Source organism: Mastigocoleus sp. MO_188.B34 (genome assembly GCF_030065675.1).
Lineage (GTDB): Bacteria > Cyanobacteriota > Cyanobacteriia > Cyanobacteriales > Nostocaceae > Mastigocoleus.
This window is the reverse complement of the sequence record NZ_JASJDK010000037.1, coordinates 1-22,901: the sequence shown is the minus strand read 5'-3', so window position 1 is coordinate 22,901 and position 22,901 is coordinate 1. Positions and strand designations below refer to the sequence as shown.

General features: G+C 43.8%; 14 protein-coding genes and 1 pseudogene. 14 read left to right on the top strand and 1 reads right to left on the bottom strand.

Annotated features, from left to right (window positions below; translation table 11 throughout):
• The first annotated feature begins 152 nt into the window (after positions 1 to 152).
• From QNJ50_RS11315 to QNJ50_RS11270, 10 genes are all read left to right on the top strand, one after another.
• Positions 153 to 779 carry a CP12 domain-containing protein gene (locus tag QNJ50_RS11315; RefSeq protein ID WP_300635322.1) on the top strand — a complete coding sequence of 209 codons (627 nt, stop codon included), beginning with the start codon at positions 153 to 155 and terminating at the stop codon, positions 777 to 779.
• 781 nt (positions 780 to 1,560) lie between these two features.
• Positions 1,561 to 2,484 (top strand): transposase, encoded by a 924-nt coding sequence (locus tag QNJ50_RS11310; RefSeq protein WP_300635320.1) that lies wholly within the window; start codon positions 1,561 to 1,563, stop codon positions 2,482 to 2,484.
• Positions 2,485 to 2,696: 212 nt separating this feature from the next.
• On the top strand, positions 2,697 to 2,912 hold the full coding sequence (locus QNJ50_RS11305; protein WP_300635319.1) for a hypothetical protein: 216 nt from the start codon (positions 2,697 to 2,699) through the stop codon (positions 2,910 to 2,912).
• 371 nt (positions 2,913 to 3,283) lie between these two features.
• Positions 3,284 to 3,988: a helix-turn-helix transcriptional regulator gene (locus tag QNJ50_RS11300; RefSeq protein ID WP_300635318.1), complete on the top strand. Its 705-nt coding sequence runs from the start codon at positions 3,284 to 3,286 to the stop codon at positions 3,986 to 3,988.
• A gap of 552 nt (positions 3,989 to 4,540) precedes the next feature.
• Entirely contained in the window at positions 4,541 to 5,659 is a 1,119-nt protein-coding gene (locus QNJ50_RS11295) for a radical SAM protein (RefSeq protein WP_300635317.1), read from the top strand.
• Between the two features lie 32 nt (positions 5,660 to 5,691).
• A complete protein-coding gene (locus QNJ50_RS11290) occupies positions 5,692 to 6,120 on the top strand; it encodes a hypothetical protein (RefSeq protein ID WP_300635315.1) in 429 nt (142 codons plus the stop codon).
• Positions 6,121 to 6,525: 405 nt separating this feature from the next.
• Positions 6,526 to 8,178, top strand: a complete 1,653-nt coding sequence (locus QNJ50_RS11285; protein ID WP_300635312.1) for a hypothetical protein — start codon at positions 6,526 to 6,528, stop codon at positions 8,176 to 8,178.
• Between the two features lie 34 nt (positions 8,179 to 8,212).
• The gene (locus QNJ50_RS11280; protein WP_300635310.1) at positions 8,213 to 10,645 is read left to right on the top strand and encodes a carboxypeptidase-like regulatory domain-containing protein; all 2,433 of its coding nucleotides are present in this window, start codon (positions 8,213 to 8,215) and stop codon (positions 10,643 to 10,645) included.
• A 379-nt stretch (positions 10,646 to 11,024) separates the two neighbouring features.
• Positions 11,025 to 15,050, top strand: coding sequence for a M4 family metallopeptidase (locus tag QNJ50_RS11275; protein WP_300635308.1), 4,026 nt, complete (start codon positions 11,025 to 11,027; stop codon positions 15,048 to 15,050).
• 342 nt (positions 15,051 to 15,392) lie between these two features.
• A complete protein-coding gene (locus QNJ50_RS11270; protein ID WP_300635349.1) occupies positions 15,393 to 16,070 on the top strand; it encodes an IS630 family transposase in 678 nt (225 codons plus the stop codon).
• A 543-nt stretch (positions 16,071 to 16,613) separates the two neighbouring features.
• Here QNJ50_RS11270 and QNJ50_RS11265 read toward each other — a convergent pair.
• A pseudogene (locus QNJ50_RS11265) lies at positions 16,614 to 16,823 on the bottom strand (transposase); the annotation flags it as partial.
• A 730-nt stretch (positions 16,824 to 17,553) separates the two neighbouring features.
• On the opposite strand from QNJ50_RS11265, the gene QNJ50_RS11260 reads away from it, so the two are divergent.
• The 4 genes from QNJ50_RS11260 (at position 17,554) to QNJ50_RS11245 (ending at position 22,804) form a co-directional block, all read left to right on the top strand.
• The gene (locus tag QNJ50_RS11260) at positions 17,554 to 19,179 is read left to right on the top strand and encodes a thiamine pyrophosphate-dependent enzyme (RefSeq protein ID WP_300635306.1); all 1,626 of its coding nucleotides are present in this window, start codon (positions 17,554 to 17,556) and stop codon (positions 19,177 to 19,179) included.
• A gap of 111 nt (positions 19,180 to 19,290) precedes the next feature.
• A complete protein-coding gene (locus tag QNJ50_RS11255) occupies positions 19,291 to 20,763 on the top strand; it encodes an aldehyde dehydrogenase family protein (protein ID WP_300635304.1) in 1,473 nt (490 codons plus the stop codon).
• A 90-nt stretch (positions 20,764 to 20,853) separates the two neighbouring features.
• On the top strand, positions 20,854 to 21,912 hold the full coding sequence (locus QNJ50_RS11250; RefSeq protein ID WP_300635303.1) for a Glu/Leu/Phe/Val dehydrogenase dimerization domain-containing protein: 1,059 nt from the start codon (positions 20,854 to 20,856) through the stop codon (positions 21,910 to 21,912).
• A 16-nt stretch (positions 21,913 to 21,928) separates the two neighbouring features.
• Positions 21,929 to 22,804 (top strand): Glu/Leu/Phe/Val dehydrogenase dimerization domain-containing protein, encoded by an 876-nt coding sequence (locus tag QNJ50_RS11245; RefSeq protein ID WP_300635301.1) that lies wholly within the window; start codon positions 21,929 to 21,931, stop codon positions 22,802 to 22,804.
• The last annotated feature ends 97 nt before the right edge of the window (positions 22,805 to 22,901 follow it).

Genomic DNA, 22,901 nt, shown 5'->3' with positions numbered 1-22,901 from the left:
TAAGGGTCAATTATCAGGAATCAAACAACATTGGTTCTTAAAAACCAGAATAATTTTTTTAACAACTGTAATCCCTTCTATTACAGATATGGTCTGAGTTTGGCGATTGTAAGCAAGAAAACGTAATTACAGAGCGATACGGGAAGGTAGTTATGCTAAAAGCCGCAGACATAATGACTAAAGATGTTGCAACTATTCGCAGTTCGGCAACTGTAGCACAAGCGGTTGAGTTAATGAATTCCAGAGGTTGGCGTGCATTAATTGTAGAACGTCGCCACGACCAGGATGCTTATGGCATTATTACCGAAGCTGATATAGTTTACAAGGTAATTGCTTTTGGTAAAGACCCTGCCAAGTTGCGCGTACATGAAATAATGAGCAAGCCCTGTATGGCAATTAATCCTAACCTTGGTGTAGCATATGTGGCGCGTTTGTTTGCCGAATATCACTTACTCAGAGCACCTGTAATTCAAGGAAAATTATTAGGTATTATTTCCCTTAGCGATATTATTAGCGAAAGCAAATTTGTTGAAGAACCCCAAGAGGTACTTTTAGAAGAAGAACTACACCATGCGGTGGAAAACGCCCGCAGTATTTGCGATCGCACTTCACCGAGTTCGAAAGAATGTGGAGCAGCTTGGGATACAGTTGATGAACTACAAGCAGAAATCGCCCATCAACAATCAAAGAAAATATTCAAAACTGCTTTTGAAGAATACTGTGAAGAGTTTCCTGAAGCTATGCAAGGTAGAGTTTTTGATGCTTGGTGTAGTGGTTAATTGATGTTGTGCAAAACAAATTTTTTATGGGTCATTAAATAAACCTGATATTTGCATCCTGTAAATGCTTTATCGGGTTTTTTCTATTGCTCCTAATGCTTTGAGGCTGAGAATCTCGGCTGATCACCTTTTCGATTTAATTCCCTGCTTCTGAGAATGGTGCCATTATAAGCAAGCACTGATATTGCTAGTGTGAATTTCACAATCACAGCCCGCCAACCTTTACTAGTATGTTGGCGTTTTTGTAAAACACTTTTGTCCATAAATTTTCTTTTGACTTGGTTTAACCAATTATTATCAGTATCGGGACTTAGCATCCTTGTAAAAATAAGTTGAACAAACTGCACATTCAACTTAATTAATACATAACTCTTTAGATGTTGTTTGGTTCAAAAAAAGCTTCAAATCTTTATAAATAAATGGTTTGACGTTGAATTGGTTGTTTTCTTGATATATTTAGATTATGGCACTTCGCCACGCTACGGCATTGAGCGATTTGAAGTTAATCCCTTGCCCTGAATGCCTTTGAGGCTTTTTCCTCTTTTTTTTGTCTAAGTCCCGTTATGGTTACTCAAAGGACAAACGTCCCGATTTATTGCAATACCGTCAGAAGACTGTCAACCTTAGACCCGATGGGAATGCCACTAGTCAGCGCAACCCTTGAAGGAAATGGAGCCGATGACCCGTTATATTTCCCCACTTGGCAGAAGATTAAGAAAGTGATTGGGCACCCCAAGTTTATTTTCATTGCTGATGGGTACTTAATCCACCAATTAAAACTATGGATATTCGTTTACCTCAACAGGAAGAATCAGAACTTGCTGTTGGTAAAGGTTTTGAAGTTGAATTAGGAAGATTTTGGTTCAATAAAGAAACTAATAAATGGGTACGTTGGCATGAACGCTACTTGGTAGTTTATTCCCGTAGCCTTGCAACCAGAGCAATACATGGTCAACAACAACGCATCAATAAAGCTCAAAATGCCTTGGAGAAATTAGCTAAGAAACCAGGAGATGACCGAGAACAACTTATTTATAAAGTTGAAAACATTCTCAAACGTCACCGTGTCAAAGATTTCTTCTCAACTACTATTACTGAACAAACACAAATAGAAACTCGTTATATTGGCAGGGGAAGACCTTCCAAAAATTCTCAACTAGAGCAAGTAAAGAAGATACATCTCCAACTTCATATCGAGCAGCTTGACCATGCAATAAAGGAAGCAGAAACTTTGGCTGGTTGGCGATTATATGTCACAAATGCTTCTGCTGACCAACTGAGTTTACCACAAGCTGTTATGTATTATCGAGATGAATGGCTTTTGGAGCCTGGTTTTCATCGTTTTAAAAGGGGTTCTCTACCTGCCTTACCTATTTACTTTAAGAACCAAGACAGAATTTCTGGTTTGATATTTCTCCTAAACATCGCATTGCGAGTATTTACTGTTATGGAGTTTGTTGTCCGTCAAGCTCTTCAAAAAACCGGTGCATTCCTTTCTGGTATCTATGATGGTAATCCAAAGCGAAAAACACAACGTCCCTCTGCCGAACAAATACTTAAGGCTTTTTGTAATATAACTCTTTATTTTCTACCTGATTTTACTATCTGTGTTACACCTCTTAATGACCTTCAATGCACAATTCTTTCATTGATGCAAATGCCTGAATCTCTTTATTTGCTAGATTCCAAGCTGTGCAAGACATAATTACCTCTTGCACCTGCAAAATGAGCGAACGGACAGTTGTTAAGTTCCCGATTATATTTTTTCTGGGATTTTGTTAATCTTGGAAGACGCGCTGCTGCGCAACGAACCACCACGTGGTTTTTTGAGTAAACTGTGGGGTTAGTACTCGTGCAAAATTACCGTCTGATGTCAATCCAAGTGGTTACGGAGTAAGAGTAGTAGCTCTTTTAGCTGTGTTGAGCGGGTTGTACCGCCACAGCACTCGAATGGTTCAAAATGCGATGGCTGATGTGTTTGGAATACCTATGTCCCTAGGTATAGTTAATACTTCCTTAAAGTTTCAGCGTCGCAATGTATTGGAGTTTATGACTAATGCCGTGAGTGCTGCACGCAATCATACGCCTGCTCCTTCCATTTTATTCGCAACGTCAGATAGAAAAAATATATAATTTTACTAAAGAAGCAACTAAAATTACTTATTTGATTTACAGTTGCTATATAATATACATATATGATAAATAATTTTGATTTAATTTATTGAAGATTTACTCCAATAATTGATAATCAAAATTGGACTTCACCTTCATCGCGTTGTATCCCTATATAGACTGAACCTGATGGGATTTGCTTTAGCTTGCCGAAGATAATGAGCCAACAGATTCTTTTGGTAATTTCCTGGTTCTGGTGTTTTGAAGTGCATTTACTAGACAGATGCTGCGCGGATTTTTCAGTCCGTAGTGTTTCAAACGCCCAATGGGAAAGCAGTGTTGATTAACGTCCCTGTTACAGGTTTTGCCATTCTTGAATATATTAAAAGCCTATGGTATTAAAACAAAGGTTTACGGTAAGTTGCGATCACCGAAATTTTACTGAGTGTGATCGCTGTATTCTAAATTTATTGCGTCAATACTTGATGCAAACGGATAAAGATAACCCTGCATTTAGCCAATGGAAGCAAATACTGACACAATTCAAAGAAGCTTTTGAAGAAGTAGGCGTGATTATTGTAACACCAGAAGGGCAAGTGCAGTTCATGACTCAACAAGGAGAAAAACTACTGAGCCAGTATTTTTCCCCATATCCCCTAAACTCATTGCCAGAACCATTACAATATTGGTTCAAACATCAGATTTTGTTATTCACATCTAACGGTAAAGTTCCATCCCCCTATTTACCGTTACACATTGAGAAAGGGAGAAAGGAGTTACTGGTTTATCTTATTTCCGATCTAATAGGGGAGAAATATCTCGTACTGTTGGAAGAACAAGAACTGCAATCCTTCTCAATTTCTTCTCTGGAATTACTAGGACTCACCAAACGCGAGGCAGAGGTACTTTTCTGGATTGCTAAGGATAAAAGTAATGACGCAATTGCTAAAGTGTTGGGTTGCAGTCAAGGAACGGTACGGAAACATCTAGAGCATATTCACGAAAAACTGGGTGTGCAAACTCGAACTGCTGCCGTGATGGTTGCTTTGGAAAAGTTAGGACTACTCAAAGGGTCATTTGTTGCGATTTCTTCATAATCTGATACGCAGATCGCCGTATTTACTTTGGAGTCAGTTCTTAGCAAGATCAGTATTAGAGAGCACTTAAGCTTTTACTTTGACTTATCTCAGTTTCACGTAGTAGTGATGGGTAAAACCCTTGATATTTAACGGGTTATAGAGCGTTAGCCGGACTTAGACAAAAAAACAAGGAGGAAAAAGCCTCAAAGCCATTTAGAGTAAATAATATACGTCAAAACCAAGAAAATCGCTCTTAGCAAAGCGTGGCGTCAGCTATAACCCAGATATATCAAGAAAACAAGCAATTCGATATAAAAGCTTGACATATAAAGCTTTGAGCCTTTTTTTTACCAAAAAAATGTCTAAGTTCCGCTAGATGATTGTTCTGAAAGTCAATTTATTAGTCTATTTGAGACCATCTATCTGCTGCATGCCCTTGCTGGCAAGGTATTTAACGTTCATAGCTCTTACAGAAAACATTGACTTCCGTATCTAGGGTAAAGACGTAAAACCATTGTCAATGCTTTGTTATAGCCCACAAACACTCGTAGATTTTTACCGAGAAAGCGAATGAAATACACCTTACTACTGACTCAACGTTGCAATCTAGCTTGCCCTTACTGCTACATCAGCAAGCGAGACTGCCGTATGCCGATTGAAATAGCCAACAAGATTGTTGAGTTTGCCTACCGCAATACGCCCCCTGGCAAAAAAATTGATGTTGGCTTTTTTGGCGGAGAACCATTACTAGAGTTTGAACTGTTGAAGGAAATAGTCTACCGCTTTAAGGCCCATCGGGATTTTGATAAAGATCGGGTACTCTTCACGGTAGTGACAAACGGTACCATCTTTTCGCCAGCCATCGCAGACTTTATTGAGGAACATGAAATTGGCTTCGGTGTGAGTTGTGATGGGCCACTAGCGATCCATGACCTCAATCGTCGCTTTATCAATGGGCAAGGGAGTTCTCCGATTGTCGAACAGACGATTCGGCAGGCACTCAAAGCCTTCTCAAGCGTGATGGTCAATGCTGTATATGGACCTCAAACTCTCACGTATCTCCCTGCCACTGTGGAGTATTTTTCATCCCTGGGGATACGGCAAATCTATCTCAATCCAAACTTTACGGCTGACTGGACCCAGGAAGCGATTGAGCAGTTACCAGATATTTACCGTGCAATTGGCGATCTATACATCCAGTATTATCGCCGGAACAACCCCCATTTTATTAGCTTAATTGATAGCAAAGTAACAGTCATTCTCCGTCAGGGGTACCATCCCCTAGAACGGTGTCGTATGGGGTGTGGTGAGTTCGCCTTTACTCCAGAAGGTAACATTTACCCGTGCGAACGTCTAGTGGGTGATGGTACCAATGGTCACTGCATTGGCGACGTTAATAACGGCATTCAACTAGAGAGATTACAGTGTCGTCGCTTGGCAGGTGATTCTCTCAATCAGGAGTGTTTAAATTGTGGTCTCAAAGACTACTGCATGAATTGGTGTGGGTGTTCCAATTATTTCTCATCGGGTTACTACAATCGCGTCAGTCCCTTTTTGTGTGCCTCGGAACGGGCTGCCATTGAAGCAGCATTCAATGTCTTTAAAACCTTAGAACAAGAAAAAGGAGACCTCTTTTTTGAGCATCTGGGCGGCGTGCCTCTCGTCAATAGTTTACAGGTTCCTAAATAGCTTTCACCAATAGATTCATTGGGAGAAAAATCATGGCTAATTATAATTATTCCCTTTTAGAAAGATTGATTTGGACAAGGGGAATTCCGAGTTCTTTTTGGGTCGTTAACCATCAGGCTGTCCGAGATATAGTTCAGAAGTATAATCTCAGGGCAATGACTGCTGAAGAGCTTGGGCAGGGTTTGGCAGCCCCCCTTGAGGAGTCTACTGCATCAGAACAACAGATGAGCCTTAAGCCCTGGCCTTGGCCTTTTCCTGGAGGCTTAAAAATTGCTCATGTGCATTATGGAGGACAACTGTTTCTATTGAACCAGGAACAGTGGGCGGAATTTTCGGGTAGGGTTATCAGCGATTTACAGGCCAAGTTGGATAATGCTCAAGTTGTAACATTTGATAGTATGCTCGACGTCTCTGAAGCTGTGGACACTCTATCAATTCAAGCGCCTCTGCAAAAAAAGTAGCCAAGAAGACCTTTCAGATTTTCGGTCGCGTTATTGATGCCGAAACCCAAAAAGGGTTAGGAGGACTTCGAGTTGAGGCATGGGATCAGGATTTAATTTGCAATGACCTTGTGGGAAGCGCCATGACGGATGAGAACGGTTTTTTCCAATTAGACTTCGACGAATCCTACTTCCGAGAATTATTCCTGGATCGGCAGCCTGACCTCTTCTTTAAGGTCTTTCAAGACGGCAAGATGATCAAGAGTACTGAGCATTCAGTGTTATGGAATGTAAATGCTGGAAAGACTCAAATCGTGGTTGAAGTGGTGTGATTGATTTGAGCTTCACACGGCTTCGCAATCCCTCAAGCCGTGTGGCTCTCAAGCCTACAGAGTATTAACTAATAGTTAGCAGGAGGTATGAATTGTGTGGAAAAATGCAACTAAACTATTCAGCGTCGGAGGTAAAGTCAAATATCCGACATCGGGGGGAGTTTTTGAACCTCTGCAAGGAGTATCGGTAGATATCTATCGCGTTATTCCAGAAGAAGGGGGTTTTTTAAGCTTTCTGCGCTTAAATTCTCTTCCTGCAATAACTAATTCCTCTGGGGATTTCACCTTCACGGATTTACCTGTTGAGGTGCAAACGGAAATGGCAACTCCCGCCGGGTCTCCAGGTACGCCAATCGAGATTGTACAACCTACCAGTTTGCCGGACATTGTTTTCTTAATTTCTGGGCAAGGCGGAACCGAATATGTCGAGATCTACGATGAACGCAATATGGTGGATGAGGCATGGTCTGCGGCTAATCCGATCCGGGTGGATGTACCGTTGACTGGAAGTCCTGTCTTAACTGTTGATATTCCAGAACTGAGTCCCACAGCGTCGGTTTCTGACGATCAGTTTTACTTTTTAAGGGTCGGTCGAGTTACTCGCGATGAGATAACCAATGTGTCCGATCCCGACCCAGGTTACATGACATCCGCAGCCTCTTCATTTTTTTCCGGAATCGTGGATGCTCCCTTCGGCGGCACTCTGCATATCGGAGGGCATTTCGGCAACAATATTCGGCTTCAGGGTGATAACATCTACTACCGCCTCTACTTTTCACCCTACAGTGGAAATCCTGCTGCTCCTTTCGACTTGACATCAGCAACTCAAATCACCAATGTCCTAGATAATAAGAAATATATTTTTCCCACTTCAGCAGGAGATCCCGGCAGGTGGGAAAAACTATCGTTGGGTCCTTTTACTGCCCAGGTGGTAGGTGGAAGTTCGATACAAGTATATCGAAGACCTCCACTGTATAACCCGGCAGTGGAATATATGCCTTTTCCTGACCTGATTGTCAAGTGGGATTCAACAGCGGCGGACAATGACCTGGTAATTCTGGCCATTGAAGTCTATAAAAAAACTGGTGAAGTTGGTGGCATTCCCCAATTGACACCTATTGCCCTGGTTCCAACTGTCAACAAATACGAGTTTCTCCCACTTCGGATCGACAACCGACCTCCCGTACCGAAAATTAATTCCTGGGAAACTAGCTTTGCCACTTTCAGTCCCCAAAGTATTGGTTCGTTAACAACCAATGAATGCGGCGAAATGGAGGTAGAGGTTGGCGATCTCAATGGTAACGAATGTATGGTATTGGGATATAGCATCGAAGACGGTAGCGGCAGCGCTCATCGACACTTGAGCTATTACCGAATCAGAGTGGAATACAGCCCCCGACAACCGATTGGCGTCATCGTACCCTCGACAGCCCAGGTCAGATTGAAAGGGCAAGAAAGCGATCCAACTTTCCATGCAGGTGTAGGGAAAAAAGACATCGACTGGAATTACGATCCCACGTCCGATCCAGTTCACTCCAACATTTGGAATTATAGCTCTGTACTGGTTCCTCAGACTCTCGACGGTTGGCCGCCGGAACCCGCCGGGGACACCTATGGCGGGGTCCAATGTCTCCAATACGCTGCTGAAGTATCTCTGGGCTGTGGTGTTAGGACTATAAACGGTTGGAGCCGATTATTCGGGCATCGTCATACCTCAAGGCATATCATTATCAAAAAACTGCCTTGAGTTGGTAGCCAAAAAACATAAGGAGAAAATTATCATGGCAACCACAAATCCAAATGACAAATACGCATTTTTGTTTTCAGGACCTACCGGAGACCGTGAGTTGAAGGATTTGCAAAATGTGGCAGAAGTATTGATAGAATACTACAATTATCCTATTTCCCAAGTAAAAATTGTCCTGGGTTCAACCCCGGCAGTCATGCCCGGTTTTTCCGGCGTAACTGCTGTGGTAGTTGCCTCGCAGGTTCAACTGGAAAGCCAATTGAGCGCTTTTACAACTACAACCCTACCAGCCTCTGCTAATAAAACCGTTTTACTGTATGTTGCCGGTTGGGGAACCAGTGAAGCGGGGATAGCAAAGTTGGCAATTAACGGCGGGAGTCCTCCCACCTATGTTGACCCGGATTGGCTGATGCCTCGCTTAAATGCTTTCGGCACTTCACAAGTCAATGTAGTTATGCAGCAAAATAACTGCGGTGGATTCAGGTCGGCCTTGGAGAGTAGTGGGCTTACAGATTGGACATTTACCTTTGCCTGCAGCGCTACGGAACCCTGTTATGGTGACTTTCCAGTTGTAAAGGGCAGTTATTTCACCCATGCCTGGACTAGTGGATTGAAACTAGAAGCACTTCCACCACTTGAACCTGGAACTCCCCTTCCTGTGTGGAATTTTGCAGATCAAGTGGCTGCAGGCACCGAGGGGACAGTATCGCTTGAAGAGGCGCTAATTTTCGGGAAGCTGATCCATGATTATGCTTTCGGTGACGGTCAGATAGGGATTTCTACGCCGGGGTACCTAGCACCTACAGGCAGTTCACCGCAATACCTCGGATTGCCGGACCTCGTGATACGCGACGGTAGTCCCGAATGGTATGAGAGTCCCGACATTACATTGACCCATCCCAATCACCGCTGGGTTGATGGAGATCCAGCTAACGAAGACTGGTATATCGCCGATACGCCACCACCGCCACCACCGCCTGGGGTGTTCAATAATACCGTCAATGTTAAAATGCGAAATCTAGGGACTCACCCGGTGCGCCTTTACTCGTTGGCAATGGATTTATTCTGGTCAGGTGGAGGAGGAGTAGAAACCGATCCTTATGATATTTGCAATATCGTTCCTGCGGGTGGAGTGTTAAAACCTATCAATCAAGCCGACATCGACACGCCGAACGATATTTGGGATACTCACTCCAAAAATATTAAGTTTGAAAGTACCTCGACTCACGGTTGTATCAAAGTTGAGGTCGAACAGTTTTGTACCAATCTCGATCATAGTTGGGATCCTGATTCCCGCGATTTTGAAGGTCAACGCAATATCGATCTCATGACAGTTGTTCCTCCTCCCCCATTTCCCAGGCCTTTTCCCGGCATCATGGGGATCAAGAAGCATATTTACGCTTTCAAGAATCCCTTTGGAGAACTGCGCAATTTCTACCTTGTTTTCCCGGAAAATTATTTCAGCTATCACAACAAAATCCGATTTAACTGGTTTGAAGTTACTCAGGGTCGAGAAAGTGAGCAGATTCCCCTTAAGATAAGGATGAGACCTCACCCTCATATTGCTCTGCCATTAAAAGAGGGTGAAGAAAAGATGCTCCTGTTTAGTGCGGAGTTAAACCCAGAATTTGCTCTCAATGAGGACATAGTATTGTCTTTCGATATCCTAATGGAAAATCCAGAAAGTGAAGATGATAACGTCAATCTCAGAAAAGCTGCTGTTGTAGTCAAGCCGAATGTGGTCGCTTTTGCCGGTTTCACAGTTGTAATCAAAAAAGGTGCCGGAACCATAAAAGGTGTTATTCTTGACCGTAACGGGAAACCTGCGGCAGGTGCCAAGGTCTTCTTGCGTACCATTAACGACTTGCAGGGGGCGGTAGTAACAGCAGGGAAAGATGGTACCTTCGATTTTGAGACGATCAATGGGGATGTCTATAAAATGATCGCTGAGGGTGAAGGATGGCGATCAAAAGAAAAAATTATCCCTCTCACGGACGGGCGGTTGGAAGATCTGAAAGTTGACCTGCTGGAACCGATTGGTCCTGAAGATCAGGTGAAAGTTGTCATCGATAAAATCCAGATTCTGGACGACAAGGATCCCTGCCTCAAGGGGAAAGGGGAATTGACATTTACTATGGTTGTTGTGCCGGATAACGATACTGATAGAAAACAGGTGACCCGCTTGCCGGAAACTGGAGTGTATCATGTAGGCGATAAACCTGGCAAGAATGATGTCGAACTGGGGGTAACTATTTTCACGGGTGTTGTCAAGAACAAGGCCCTTTCCATTTCCATTTCCGGAAAAGAGATTGACCTGTTTGATCCTGATGATAAGTTGGCGCGTTATCATCGTGAGTTCGCTGGCGATCCGGCGGAGTGGTATGGAAAATACTATCCTGGCGACGAGTATCTTGATGCCGAGGATGTAGGCGATTGGGCAATTTGGTATCGTATTCTTCGTGCCTAAGAAGATGGTAGGGGTTAGCCCTTGAGATTAGGGCAACCCAAAACAAAAGACAATGGAACGCCATAGAAAAGCATTTCGCGATCGCAATAATAAGCAAAAATGTGATCGCCAAAAAACCTTTGAATCTTAGTGTGAACGCGGATAGTAGGCTGAGGGACGAAACACAAAATTAATCAAACTTATGGTGGGATAGGCTGCTCTGTCGGTTGGCTGGCCTCAGGTGCGGGTGAAGTATTAAGACTTAAACAAAAACTAAGCCCAATCATAACCCAAACTGGCTTTATAAGCGATCAATACATTGCTATTTTGATTAAGAAGTGCTCTTAAGAAGATTTTTGTCATACCCAATGATATCTCAAGAAAATTAAAGGAGGAGAATATGAATACAATTGCACTTAACGAATATATTAAGCAACTGCGTGCCAGAGATCCTATGATTACTGTCACGTTCAACCCGGAAAAATCGGCAATCGCAATGCTTCGGGGACGGCTTGCAGACCCAGTTAATGTGGAGGAACTGACCAGAGTTCCTTACGACTATGCCCGGCAATTCATTCGGGACAACCGGGTGCTTCTAGGGAACATTGATGAGAGGATGAATCTCGACAATCAAAGAGTGATGACTGATCGGCAGGGCATGACCCACGTGATCTTTGCCCAGAAGTATGGAAGTGCCGAAGTTCTAGGCGGAAACGTGGCAGTTCACTACGCAGCAGATGGGTCTGTCTACCGGATCAATTCCACCCTTGCTTCTGGTATCGACGTACCCGAAAGTCCCCGGATTGAGTCTACTCGTGCCGCAGAAATCGCCAAAGAACACGCAGGCTCTGGCGCTGCATTATACGAAAACCTAGCGCCTACCCTGGTTGTGGCTGATGCTAAAACTCTTCATAAAGCGCAGGAACCCCAGAAGTACTACATTTGCTGGCGGATGAGAATCATCCCACCTGCGGGAAGTGGAACCCCAGATTCCATCTATTTGGTAGATGCTATTGAAGGAGAAGTGATTCTTCGGTACTCTGCACTTCAAAATGTGGGGACAGGATACTACTCCAGTGGTGCTGCTTTGAATTCCGAGGCTTTTGAAGCAACGTTCCGACTACGAGATACAGCGACATCAGCAGCGTGGCCGGAAGCTACGAAACCCGTTATTCACACGTATGATGATGCAAATTCTGGTAGCTTAGGCTTGAGGAACTACTCGGAAGACGCCGATGACAACTGGAACAACGGAGGGGTGGTTCCTACAAATCGTTTTGACGATCAACGAGCCGAAGTAGACATCCACCGCTTTTTGGGCTACGTCCTGAACTACTACCATGATATACACGGGCACAACAGTTGGGACAATGCTGGAGCAGATGTAAGAGGCCACGTTCATAATATGTATTTGTCCTTTTTAGGTATAATGCCGAACAACGCCTTCTGGGATCCAGATGGAAAGGAACTGTACTTTGGTGATGGTGACGCTGCTGATTTCGACTTCTTCACTGTTCTGGATGTAACCGGGCATGAACTCACCCATGGGGTCAATACAGGCTTCAACATAGTCCAGACCTATGATGGAGAAACTGGTGCTTTGAATGAGGCAATTGCCGACCTTTTCGGGGTTTTCATTGCCTTGAATCATCCGGCTGATGATGATGAGCCGTGGCAAACTGGCGAACAGTGTGTTCTGCCCACTCATCGAGGTCGCAACATGGCAGATCCCAGTCGAGACGCGGCTGGTGTCGTTCAGTACAATGCCACCAGTGATGACACAAAATACGACAGTGCAGTAAACGGTTACTTTCCTGATCACTACAGCATCCGATATACGGGCGAAAAGGACTACCACGGCGTACACATCAACTGCCCAATCATCACCCACGCCGTCTATTTGATGATTAACGGCGGAACCCATCGCCTGTCTGGGGTTACGGTCACGGGTATCGGTGTCGGGCCTGTCGAACAGATGCTATATCGTGTCATCTCGACCGGACTACTCAGCAATACATCGGATTTTACCGACTTCCGCCTCGCCTTCATCGAAGCCTGCAAGGATCTGTATCCTGCGAACCTAAACTACTTGCTCACTGTCAAGACAGCCTTCCACGCCGTTGGCATCGGACCCGACCTGGGTATGCGCTTCATCGTAGAACGCAGCACCCTCGGAGAGGACGAAATCAATGCTCGCCGCGCTGCTGGTAGTGCCGTTGTCCCTGATGCTTTCCGAGTTGTGGTTGATGGGTTCACCGCAGCAGAAATAGGGATTACTGGATCTGCTTTGACTTTGGATGTGCCCTCACCGACAGTTGGCATGACGATTAACTGTACAGGCAACACGTCAGATAGCGGTGGCTACGGGCCGGAAGAACAGCGGTTTACTTTCCACTACGACCTCGATTTTGGTCTGACTAATGATGCATTTGACTTTGAAGAGGATACTAAGTTACTCACGCTGAATGGGGAAATCCCCAGCCTTTCCCTCTCCGCCTGGGCGCAGCTCCAACTGATTAAGCAGCCCAACCCATTTATCCTGCACGGAGATCCGCCGTATCTAAGTGTCGATCTACGCATATTTGTGGTCAGAGCAGGTGAAACAAAATTTGGTGTGACGATGGGCAGCGATGCCTCAGATGCTCCGCGTTTCATCCAGGAGGTTATGAAAGCACTGACAGATGGAGAGGGTGTGGCTGGCGGACAGGCATTCGATGATCTGTCAACCGATCAGGCAGCATCCTCGCTCTACCTCCAACCAACGGACAGCAGTGGCAATAAAGTCTTTAACTTTGCACTTGCCAAAGTACACTATATCGGCACTATCGGTGCGGATAATGTACGGGTTTTCTTCCGCTTACTCAGTACCCAGTCAACCAACGCTGCTTACGACATACCCCCTGGCAACGATTACCCGATGACTGGCAGCTATCGGTTCTGGTCTGATGGTGTGTATCATGGGCAGAAAATTGCTCTGGCTGGGATTCAGGGGAACGACTATGTCACGATCCCATGCTTTGCCTTGCCGCGTGTTGACACTGCAAGCACAAGTATGATTGATCAGGAGGACTTTCGGACGGATGGTTCCGGCAATGTCTTCGGCAATGTCCAGAGTATAACCCCAAACTCAGATGGATCTGAGGTTGACACATTCTTTGGCTGCTGGCTGGATACCAATCAGCCGTTCAAGCCAAATGGGGATCCTAATACTGTTCTCCCCATTAACGTGGCGGCAGGGAATGAAGATGGTCCTTTTAGCCCTGCCGACGCGCCGCTATCCATCCAGGAAGCGATTATCCGCAATGGGCATCAGTGTCTGATTGCAGAGATTGCGTTCGACCCGATTGAAATTCCAGTCGGAAAAGATCCCTCGAACTGGGACAAACTCGCGCAGCGCAATATAGCATGGAACCCCGTCGGTTCCGCCCAAGCGGTGAGCACCTTTGAAATCCGATCAACACCAGCGACTGCACTGCAATCGGGTCAGATACCTGACGAGCTGATGATCGATTGGGGAAACACACCGAGCGGAAGCTTTGCGAGTATTTATCTACCTGCGGTTAACGTCGCCGATGTCCTGGCAATGGCTGACAGGATGTACACGACCCATCGGCTGGAACAAGTTGACTCTCACACCCTGCAATGCCGTACTGGTGGTATTACCTATGTTCCGATTCCAGCCAGTGCAGATGTCAACTACGTCGGTCTTTTATCTGTCGATCTCCCCGAAAGGCTAGATCAAGGTCAGGTCTTTAACATTGTTGTTCGGCAAGTGACAAACGCCTTCGGCAAGCGTCCTCCAGAGCCGCCCCGAATCATGACGAATCCGAGTGTAGCAGCAATTGCGCTGACAGATATCGAATGGCGGAGCGTCTTGGGGGCATTCCAACTCACAATCCCCGTACAACCCAAGGAAATACTGCTCCCTCAAGAGGAACGACAGCTTTCTGTGTTCCGCTGGATTCAAGAAGCTATCCCCGCAGATAACCGTTGGTACTCTGTATTCAATCGGTATATTGGACAAATCGCCAAGCGCGTCGATGTTTTCGGTGGTGATTCCAGTCAGGTTGTGGCATCACCGACTGGTGAATGGCAGAAAGTACGGCTTTGCCGGACATTAGCAATCATCAGCACGGTGTTGCTGGCAGTGTTCATTGTTGCACTCGGCATTCTGAGTAACTGGGTCACAGTTGCAGCGATTGCCGTCTTCCTGGCAGTAGTAGTCTGTACCTGGGTCATTCAATTTCAACCCAAGTTTTGCCGTTTGTTGCGAGCCTTTATCGCAGGTGCAGGGAGCGGCGCCCTGATCCTAGCGATCGCATTATTGCTGGGTGTGACTGCGCCACAACTTATCGGGGCTCTCATCTGCATAGTCATTTTGGTGACAATCGCCGTTATGGTTGGAACTCTTCGTAACTGCTTCTAATTCTTATCGGGACTTAGACAAAAAACAAGCAGGAAAAAGCCTCAAAGCTAGTCATGACAAGGGATTAACTTCAAAACCCTAAAAATCGCTCTTAGCAAGGCGTGGCGTTAGCCATAACCTAGATATATCAAGAAAACAACTAATTCGATGTGAAACCATTGATTTATAAAGCTTTGAGGCTGTTTTTTGAGGAAAAAATGTCTAAGTCCCGCTAGAAGAATGTCTTGAAAAAGAGTCACGAACGTACAATAGTCGTCAACTTGCTCAAAAACTACATAGCGATAAGCGCAGCTAGCGCAGCGCATTGCGCAAGCATCGCCAGATCAAACTGAGTTCTGACAGATTAAGACGGGTACTCAAAAAAAGGGGGTCACTTGGAAACGAACCAGAAAAAGCCATAAAGGAAAGCAAGACCCAATAGTACGATTGAGCAAACAAGCAGACCTGGATATGTTAGAACTGGCCGCTGCGACTGGGGAAATAGACTTGAAATACCTTGATGAATCGGGATTTTGTATGTGGAGTGAACCTAGTTACACATATTACTTTCAAGGTGAGCAAAAGCGTTTAGAACAAAGCAAACGTCGTGGTCGAAGGTTAAGTATTATCGGTTTTCTTCAACCCTTAATCAGTTTTGTTTACGGTTTAGTTATTGGTGGTGTTAATCGTAAATCTTATATCCACATGATGGAGCAAGAAGCTATCGATGCTCACAAGAGTGGGCGTACCAGAATAATAGTACAAGACAACAGTCCCATACATCGATGTAAAGAAGTTCAGCAGTTATGGTCAAAGTGGGAGCAGATGGGTTTGTACATCTTCTTTTTACCCAAGTATTGTTCTGAGATGAACCCAATCGAATTGGAATGGCAACATCTTAAAAAGGACGAAATATCGGGACGGATGTTTGATGATGAATTAGACCTTGCTTATGCCGTAATTGACGGAGTTAAAACTCGGGCAGGAAGAGGAAATTACAGTACGAAACGTGTAAAATTTAACTCTAATTTTTCCGGTTAATACTTCGTTACATACTTGTAAATTTTTCCGCCCACCTACTTAACCGTTCATATAGCGTCTACCCCAGCTGGTAGGAATTTGTAGTTTCACTTGCGTCTACACTTAAATGACATTCATAGAAGGGACAAAAGTTTTACTATGCATGGCACACACAGATTCCTAGTTGTTGCACGTCTTCCTTCTTGACGCGCTTGCGAATGGCTTGCCGTGTCTCCCAAAGTGCAAAATATCTTATTGGTTGAAAAAGTATTTTCAGGGACAGAAGCCGGCATATATAATTGCTTTGTTTAAAGTCCTTAGACTATCCCGAACTACCCAAATTTGTATTAGGGAATTTTAAATCAATGCTTTTCTAAATATTTATTTATAAGGGGTGTGGACGCAGGTGCGTGATATCAAGCATCTAGAATTAAAATTATTAAATGCGCCGGAGTTTGTCATAATCTAAAAAATATAATTAAAAATTGATTAAGTAGAGACATATGGTTAAAAAAAAGTAAATCGACCTTGGGTGAAGTTAATAAACTAAAACCAGCTTTACTTTGAATAATCTACATAAGATGAATTTCGGTGGTCTTGAAAATATTCAGCAAATTGAACTGTAATTTTCAACTTCTTATCTAATTCTACCATTAACACAATTCCAGCATTTGAGGTGATTTTACCTCCGTCAAAATTAGCAATTACCTCTTTCCCTTTAACTTTTCCAAAATTTAGTTTATTGTTGAATTTTTCGTTAGTAATTGAAGGCATAATTTTGACAAAACTTGGATTATATTAATTTCTCATTTTAGCAAAAACTTGACTTTTTATTCCTTTTAAATTGATATTTTACTCATTAATTAACCTTCAAAATGTGCTATTTAATTTGTTATTTTACTAACGCATAATTGATGATGATCTTAAGTCAATAAGGAATAACACACTGTCGTTTTTTGCTCAGGCTATGCACTGCGTCGAAACCCTTGTTCTGCAAGGCTTTTACCGTTGGCGATTCTACTATTTGTGAGAAATGCGGGTTTAAGCCCAATACGGTTCAGTTAAAAAGCCACAAGCGTGAGGCAATCATTCTGATTGCATCTCGCAAACAAGGTGGTTCTTTTGGTGGAATAAGGTATCTTCGCTACTACAGAAAGTGCGTCTAGGTATCATCTTGTTGCCGTTTGATGATTCTACGATGCCGTGGGCAATTTCATCCAAATAACCAGTTGCAAATCGATCCCCAAGCATAAAGGTTATTTTTTTTGTCAAAATAAGTACTTTTGCTTTTAATTAGTTCAGAATAGAAGTAAAGAATCTTAGTTAAAAGTTAAGATCAAATTATCGGTATTAGGATAATCGCCCTTAAGATTATCTACTGACAAAAAGTTTAAGTCTTTTGAAGTTAGTCTTGTCATGATCGCACTTTTCAGTCAAGTTTATTGCCTTTGAAGAGTTTAAGCTGCGATTGTGTGTAACTAACTCTTCGGGGGAGGTGAATAAAGTGCCCCAACTAGCACCACATATATTTAAAATCTTACATGAACAGGGCATACAACATGCTTTTGGTATTCCTGGTGATTTTGCTTTAACGCTCTACGACGCCCTAACAGCGAGCAAAATTACACCCATTGTCATGACCCATGAACCCAGTGTTGGTTTTGCTGCTGATGCATATTCTCGTATTCGCGGTTTAGGTTTAGCGGTAGTTACCTACGGTGTGGGTGGATTAAACATGGTCAATTCCATAGCAGGTGCATATGCCGAAAAATCACCAGTTGTGATCTTAAGCGGTGCACCAGGGATGAGAGAACGACAGCACCATGACTTGCTGCACCACAAGGTGAAAACATTTGATACCCAAAGACGCATTTATGAAGAAGTCACAGTATATTCAACGACATTGAATGACCCCAGAACTGCAGATCTGAAAATTCATCGTGCCCTAGATTACGCAATGACTTTCAAGCGTCCTGTCTACCTAGAAATTCCCCGCGATCTAGCGTATGCGGAGATTGAAGAGGTAGAATACCATTCGCCACCAATCAAGTGTACCGATGCAAATACTCTAGAAGAAGCCTTGGCGGAAATATTAACAATGGTTAATCAAGCCAAATCGCCAGTAATTCTTGTTGGGACTGAAGTTCAGCGCTTCGGCTTGCAGCCACAAATCATAGCATTAGCAGAAAAATTAAGAGTGCCTGTCTGTTCTACCATTTTGGGAAAATCAGTGTTTCCAGAAGCACATCCCCAATACATCGGTATTTACAATGGTGAAGCAGGGGACCCCTATGTCCGTAATACGGTGGAAGAATCAGATTGTCTACTGATGCTGGGTGTGTTTATGACTGACCTGAACTTGGGTATGTTTACCGCCCACCTAAATCCCAGTTGTGCAGTATACGCCACCTCGGAACGCCTTGCTGTCAAGCATCACGAATATCCCCATATAAGGTTTGAAGACTTCATTAATACTCTGTCCAACAGTTGTAATTTACCCAACAAAAATTCTTCTGCGATCACCAGAATGAAATCACGGGTAGCTCCGTCTCCAGGGAAAATTTCTATGAGCGGTCTGCTGTACGAACTTAATCAGTTTATTGACAGCAATACTTTGCTAGTAACGGATGTGGGGGATGTCCTATTTGCTGCTGATGATATTCAAACCCGAGGGGGAAGTTCATTTTTATCCTCTGGTTTCTATGCCAGCATGGGGTTTGGTATTCCTGGTGTTATTGGTGCCCAATTAGCCGATCCTTTCCGACGGGCGATCGCCTTAGTCGGCGACGGTGGGTTTCAAATGACAGGAATGGAATTACTGACAGTAAAACGCTTGGGACTTAAGCCAATCGTAATTGTGATTAACAATGGTGCATTTGCCACTTTACGGGCGATGGGACACAAGCAAGCGAACTTTGTCTATATACCCCAGATGGATTACGCTAAGTTTGCTCAGGTAGTGGGCGGTAGTGGTTTTGCGATCGACACTGGTGAACAACTACAGCAAGCTTTACCCATAGCACGAGCAAGTAAGACTTTTAGTGTCCTTGATGTTCGGATTTCACCTGACGATCTCTCTCCGGCTTTACAACGGTTGAGTGCTTTGTTCGCTAAGACACTGAAGGGTTAATTAACAGATCAAAGATAAAAGAAGAATTGTCTATTTTCTAGTATCCCATCCGCATTTAGTAAGAAAAATTATCCCTAAAAAATTCCTTTATCAGAAATTGAGGAAGAGATTATGGCTATAGCAACTACATCTAAACTGCCTATCCAAATTCATGCAACAAAGCTACTAATTAACAATGAATGGGTCGATAGTACTTCGGGACGCACCTTTGAAACTATAAATCCTGCTAATGGTGAGGTCATTTGCCAAGTCGCCCAAGCCGATGCAGTTGACGTTGATAAGGCAGTCAAAGTGGCTAGGACTGCTTTCAAAGAAGGGGATTGGCCAAAAATGTCCGCATCGGAGCGGGGCAAATTGCTCTACAAGCTAGCAGACTTAATCGAAGCTCATGCTGATGAACTTGCCCAACTCGAAACCCTCGATAACGGTAAGCCCTTGAAGGAATCGAGTCATACAGATTTGCCACTCACAATTGCCTGTTATCGCTACTATGCTGGTTGGGCAGATAAGATTCAGGGTAAGACAATTCCGATCAATGGACCATTTTTCTCTTACACGCGGCATGAACCCATCGGTGTCATTGGTCAGATTATACCCTGGAACTTCCCAATACTGTTACAGGCATGGAAGTTAGCACCAGCTTTGGCAACAGGTAACACGGTTGTACTCAAACCATCTGCCCACACCCCATTAACTGCTCTCCGAGTTGGTGAGTTGATTATTGAAGCTGGTTTTCCTCCCGGTGTTGTTAATATTTTGCCTGGTTACGGTTCCACTGCTGGCATAGCGATTGCTCGCCACGGGGACATTGATAAAGTTGCTTTCACAGGGTCAACCGAAGTGGGACATCTAATTATGGAAGCCGCAGCCCAAACCAACCTTAAGCGCGTCACCTTGGAATTAGGTGGAAAAAGCCCCAACATTATCTTTGCTGATGCAAATATGAATGCAGCAATTGAAGGGGCACATTTTGCCCTGTTCTTTAACCAAGGGCAGTGCTGTACAGCAGGTTCTCGGTTGTTCGTGGAGGAAAAATGCTACGACGAGTTTGTTGCTAAGAGCGTCGAACGGGCGCAACGGCGAATCGTTGGTGACCCCTTTGACCCCAAAACCGAGCAAGGACCGCAGGTGAGTCAGACTCAATTGGATAAAGTGATGCACTACATTGAGTTGGGTATGCGGGAAGGTGCTCACCTGCTTTATGGCGGTCACACAATTGGCGATCGCGGCTTCTTTATTCAACCAACGGTATTCGCTAATGTCCAAGACCATATGAAAATCGCCCAAGAAGAAATCTTTGGTCCGGTGATGAGCATTATCAAATTCAAGAACTTAGACGAGGTAATTAAACGAGCCAATGCTACTATGTACGGTCTGGCAGCAGGTGTGTGGACTAAAGACATTAGCAAAGCTCTGGCGATCGCCAATAACGTCCGTGCCGGCACTATCTGGATCAACTGCTACGATGCTCTAGATCCAGCAGCACCCTTTGGTGGTTTCAAACAGTCTGGTATTGGTCGTGAGTTAGGTGAGTACGGACTTGAAGAATACACAGAAGTAAAAACTGTAACCATTAGACTCTAGCCAATAATAACTAAGAATGAATACTGTGTAGAGATGCAAAATGAGCCTGCATTTTACGCATCTCTACCCAATCATTAGAGGACATACTCAATGCAAGTTTTTAAACTAATCGAAACAATGGGACATGAGCAGGTAAGCTTTTGTCATGACAAAAAATCAGGTTTGAAAGCAATTATCGCCATTCATAATACTAATCTTGGTCCGGCGATGGGGGGTACACGTTTGTTTCCCTATGGTAGTGAGGAAGAGGCTTTAAAAGATGTTCTCCGTCTTAGTCAGGCGATGACTTACAAAGCAGCTTGTGCCAATATTCCTGCTGGTGGTGGCAAAGGTGTAATTATTGCTGATCCAAAACATAAAACTCAGGAGTTATTTGCAGCCTACGGAGATTTTGTAGAAACTTTTAAGGGACGTTTTATTACAGGTGAGGATTTAAATATTTCTGTAGAGAATGTCCGCCAAATATTTGAAAAAACACTTTATCTTGTCGGATTACAAGAAAGATATGGAGGTGCAGGTCGTGCTACGGCTATCGGAACTGTTTGTGGTATGAAAGCAGCCATGAATTTTTATTTTGGCAAGAAAAATTTGCATGGTTTAAAAGTAGCAGTTCAAGGAATTGGTAAAGTAGGAAAAAACCTCTGTCAAATCTTATCTGAGCAGGGAGTAGAGGTTTTTGCCAGCGATCCAATTACCGCAAGGGTGCAAGAGGTACATCGCCTTTATCAGGTACATATAGTAGATGTAGGTGAGATTTATGACCTCGATGTTGATATCTTTGCTCCTTGTGCATTAGGAGGAATAATTAATAGTTGGAAAATTCCCAGACTTAAAGTTGCAATCATAGCGGGTTCTGCTAATAATCAACTAGAAAATGAGGAAATACATAGTCGGATGCTGGCTGAGCACAAAATCATTTATTGCCCGGACTATGTAATTAATGCTGGGGGATTAATTAATGTCTATGATGAAATGATGGGAATTGATCAAAATATCTCCTTGGCTAAAGTAAGAAAAATTGCTGATACTTTGCTGGAAGTTTTTAAGATTGCCGAGGATAACAACATAACCACACTACAAGCATCCAAGCGTTTAGCAGAGCAACGTTTTCTTAAAGATGGATGCGATAGACCATTAGTAAACCAATGAGGAGAGAGCATAAGAAATGATCAATAACACCTCGCACCATAATCTATTTCCAGGACTCTGGGAAGATGCTTTTCGTTTTACTGATGAACTAGGACCAGCCAAGATAATTCATCTTTACGAGCCCTTACCAGGTTTAAAGGGGATTCTGGTTGTAGATAATGTTGCTTGTGGACCAGCTATTGGTGGTATCCGCATAGCACCTGATGTTACTACTGAAGAAGTATTTCGACTGGCGCGATCTATGACGCTGAAAAACGCTGCTGCTGGGCTACCTCACGGGGGTGCTAAATCAGCCATTTTATCTGACCCGAAACTACCCTTGTCAGACAAGGAACGATTAGTTCGTACCTTTGCCCGTGCTATTAAGGAAATTACCGAGTATATTCCCGGTCCCGACATGGGTACTGATGAATGTTGCATGGCTTGGGTCAAAGATGAAATTGGTCGTGCAGTGGGATTACCACCGGAAATAGGCGGTATTCCTATGGATGAAATCGGAGCTACTGGTTTTGGTTTGAGTATCTCGACAGAGGTAGCCAGTAGATTTTGTAATCTTGAACTCAAAGAAGCCAGACTCGTTATTCAGGGCTTTGGTTCCGTTGGCAAACACGCGGCTCGTTTTCTTGCTGCTAAGGGAGTAATCCTAGTGGGAGCAGCAGATTCTCAAGGAACCCTATTCAATCCCCAAGGAATAGATATTGCCCAGCTGATAGAGCTAAAAAATATGGGCAAAAGCGTCATTGACTATCCTGAAGGAAGAAAGCTCAATCGCGACGCAGCACTCGACATCGAATGTGAAATCTGGATTCCAGCAGCAAGACCAGATGTGGTTCGTGCTGATAATGTTGACCGCTTAAGAACCAGCAATTCTCATTTTGAAAAATTAATATAAGCAAATACAATCTACTTACGTGATAACAAGGTAAATTATTCGCAACCATTTGTCGTGGATAATCAAAAATCGGCATTCACTTCTCTTGCCAAAATAG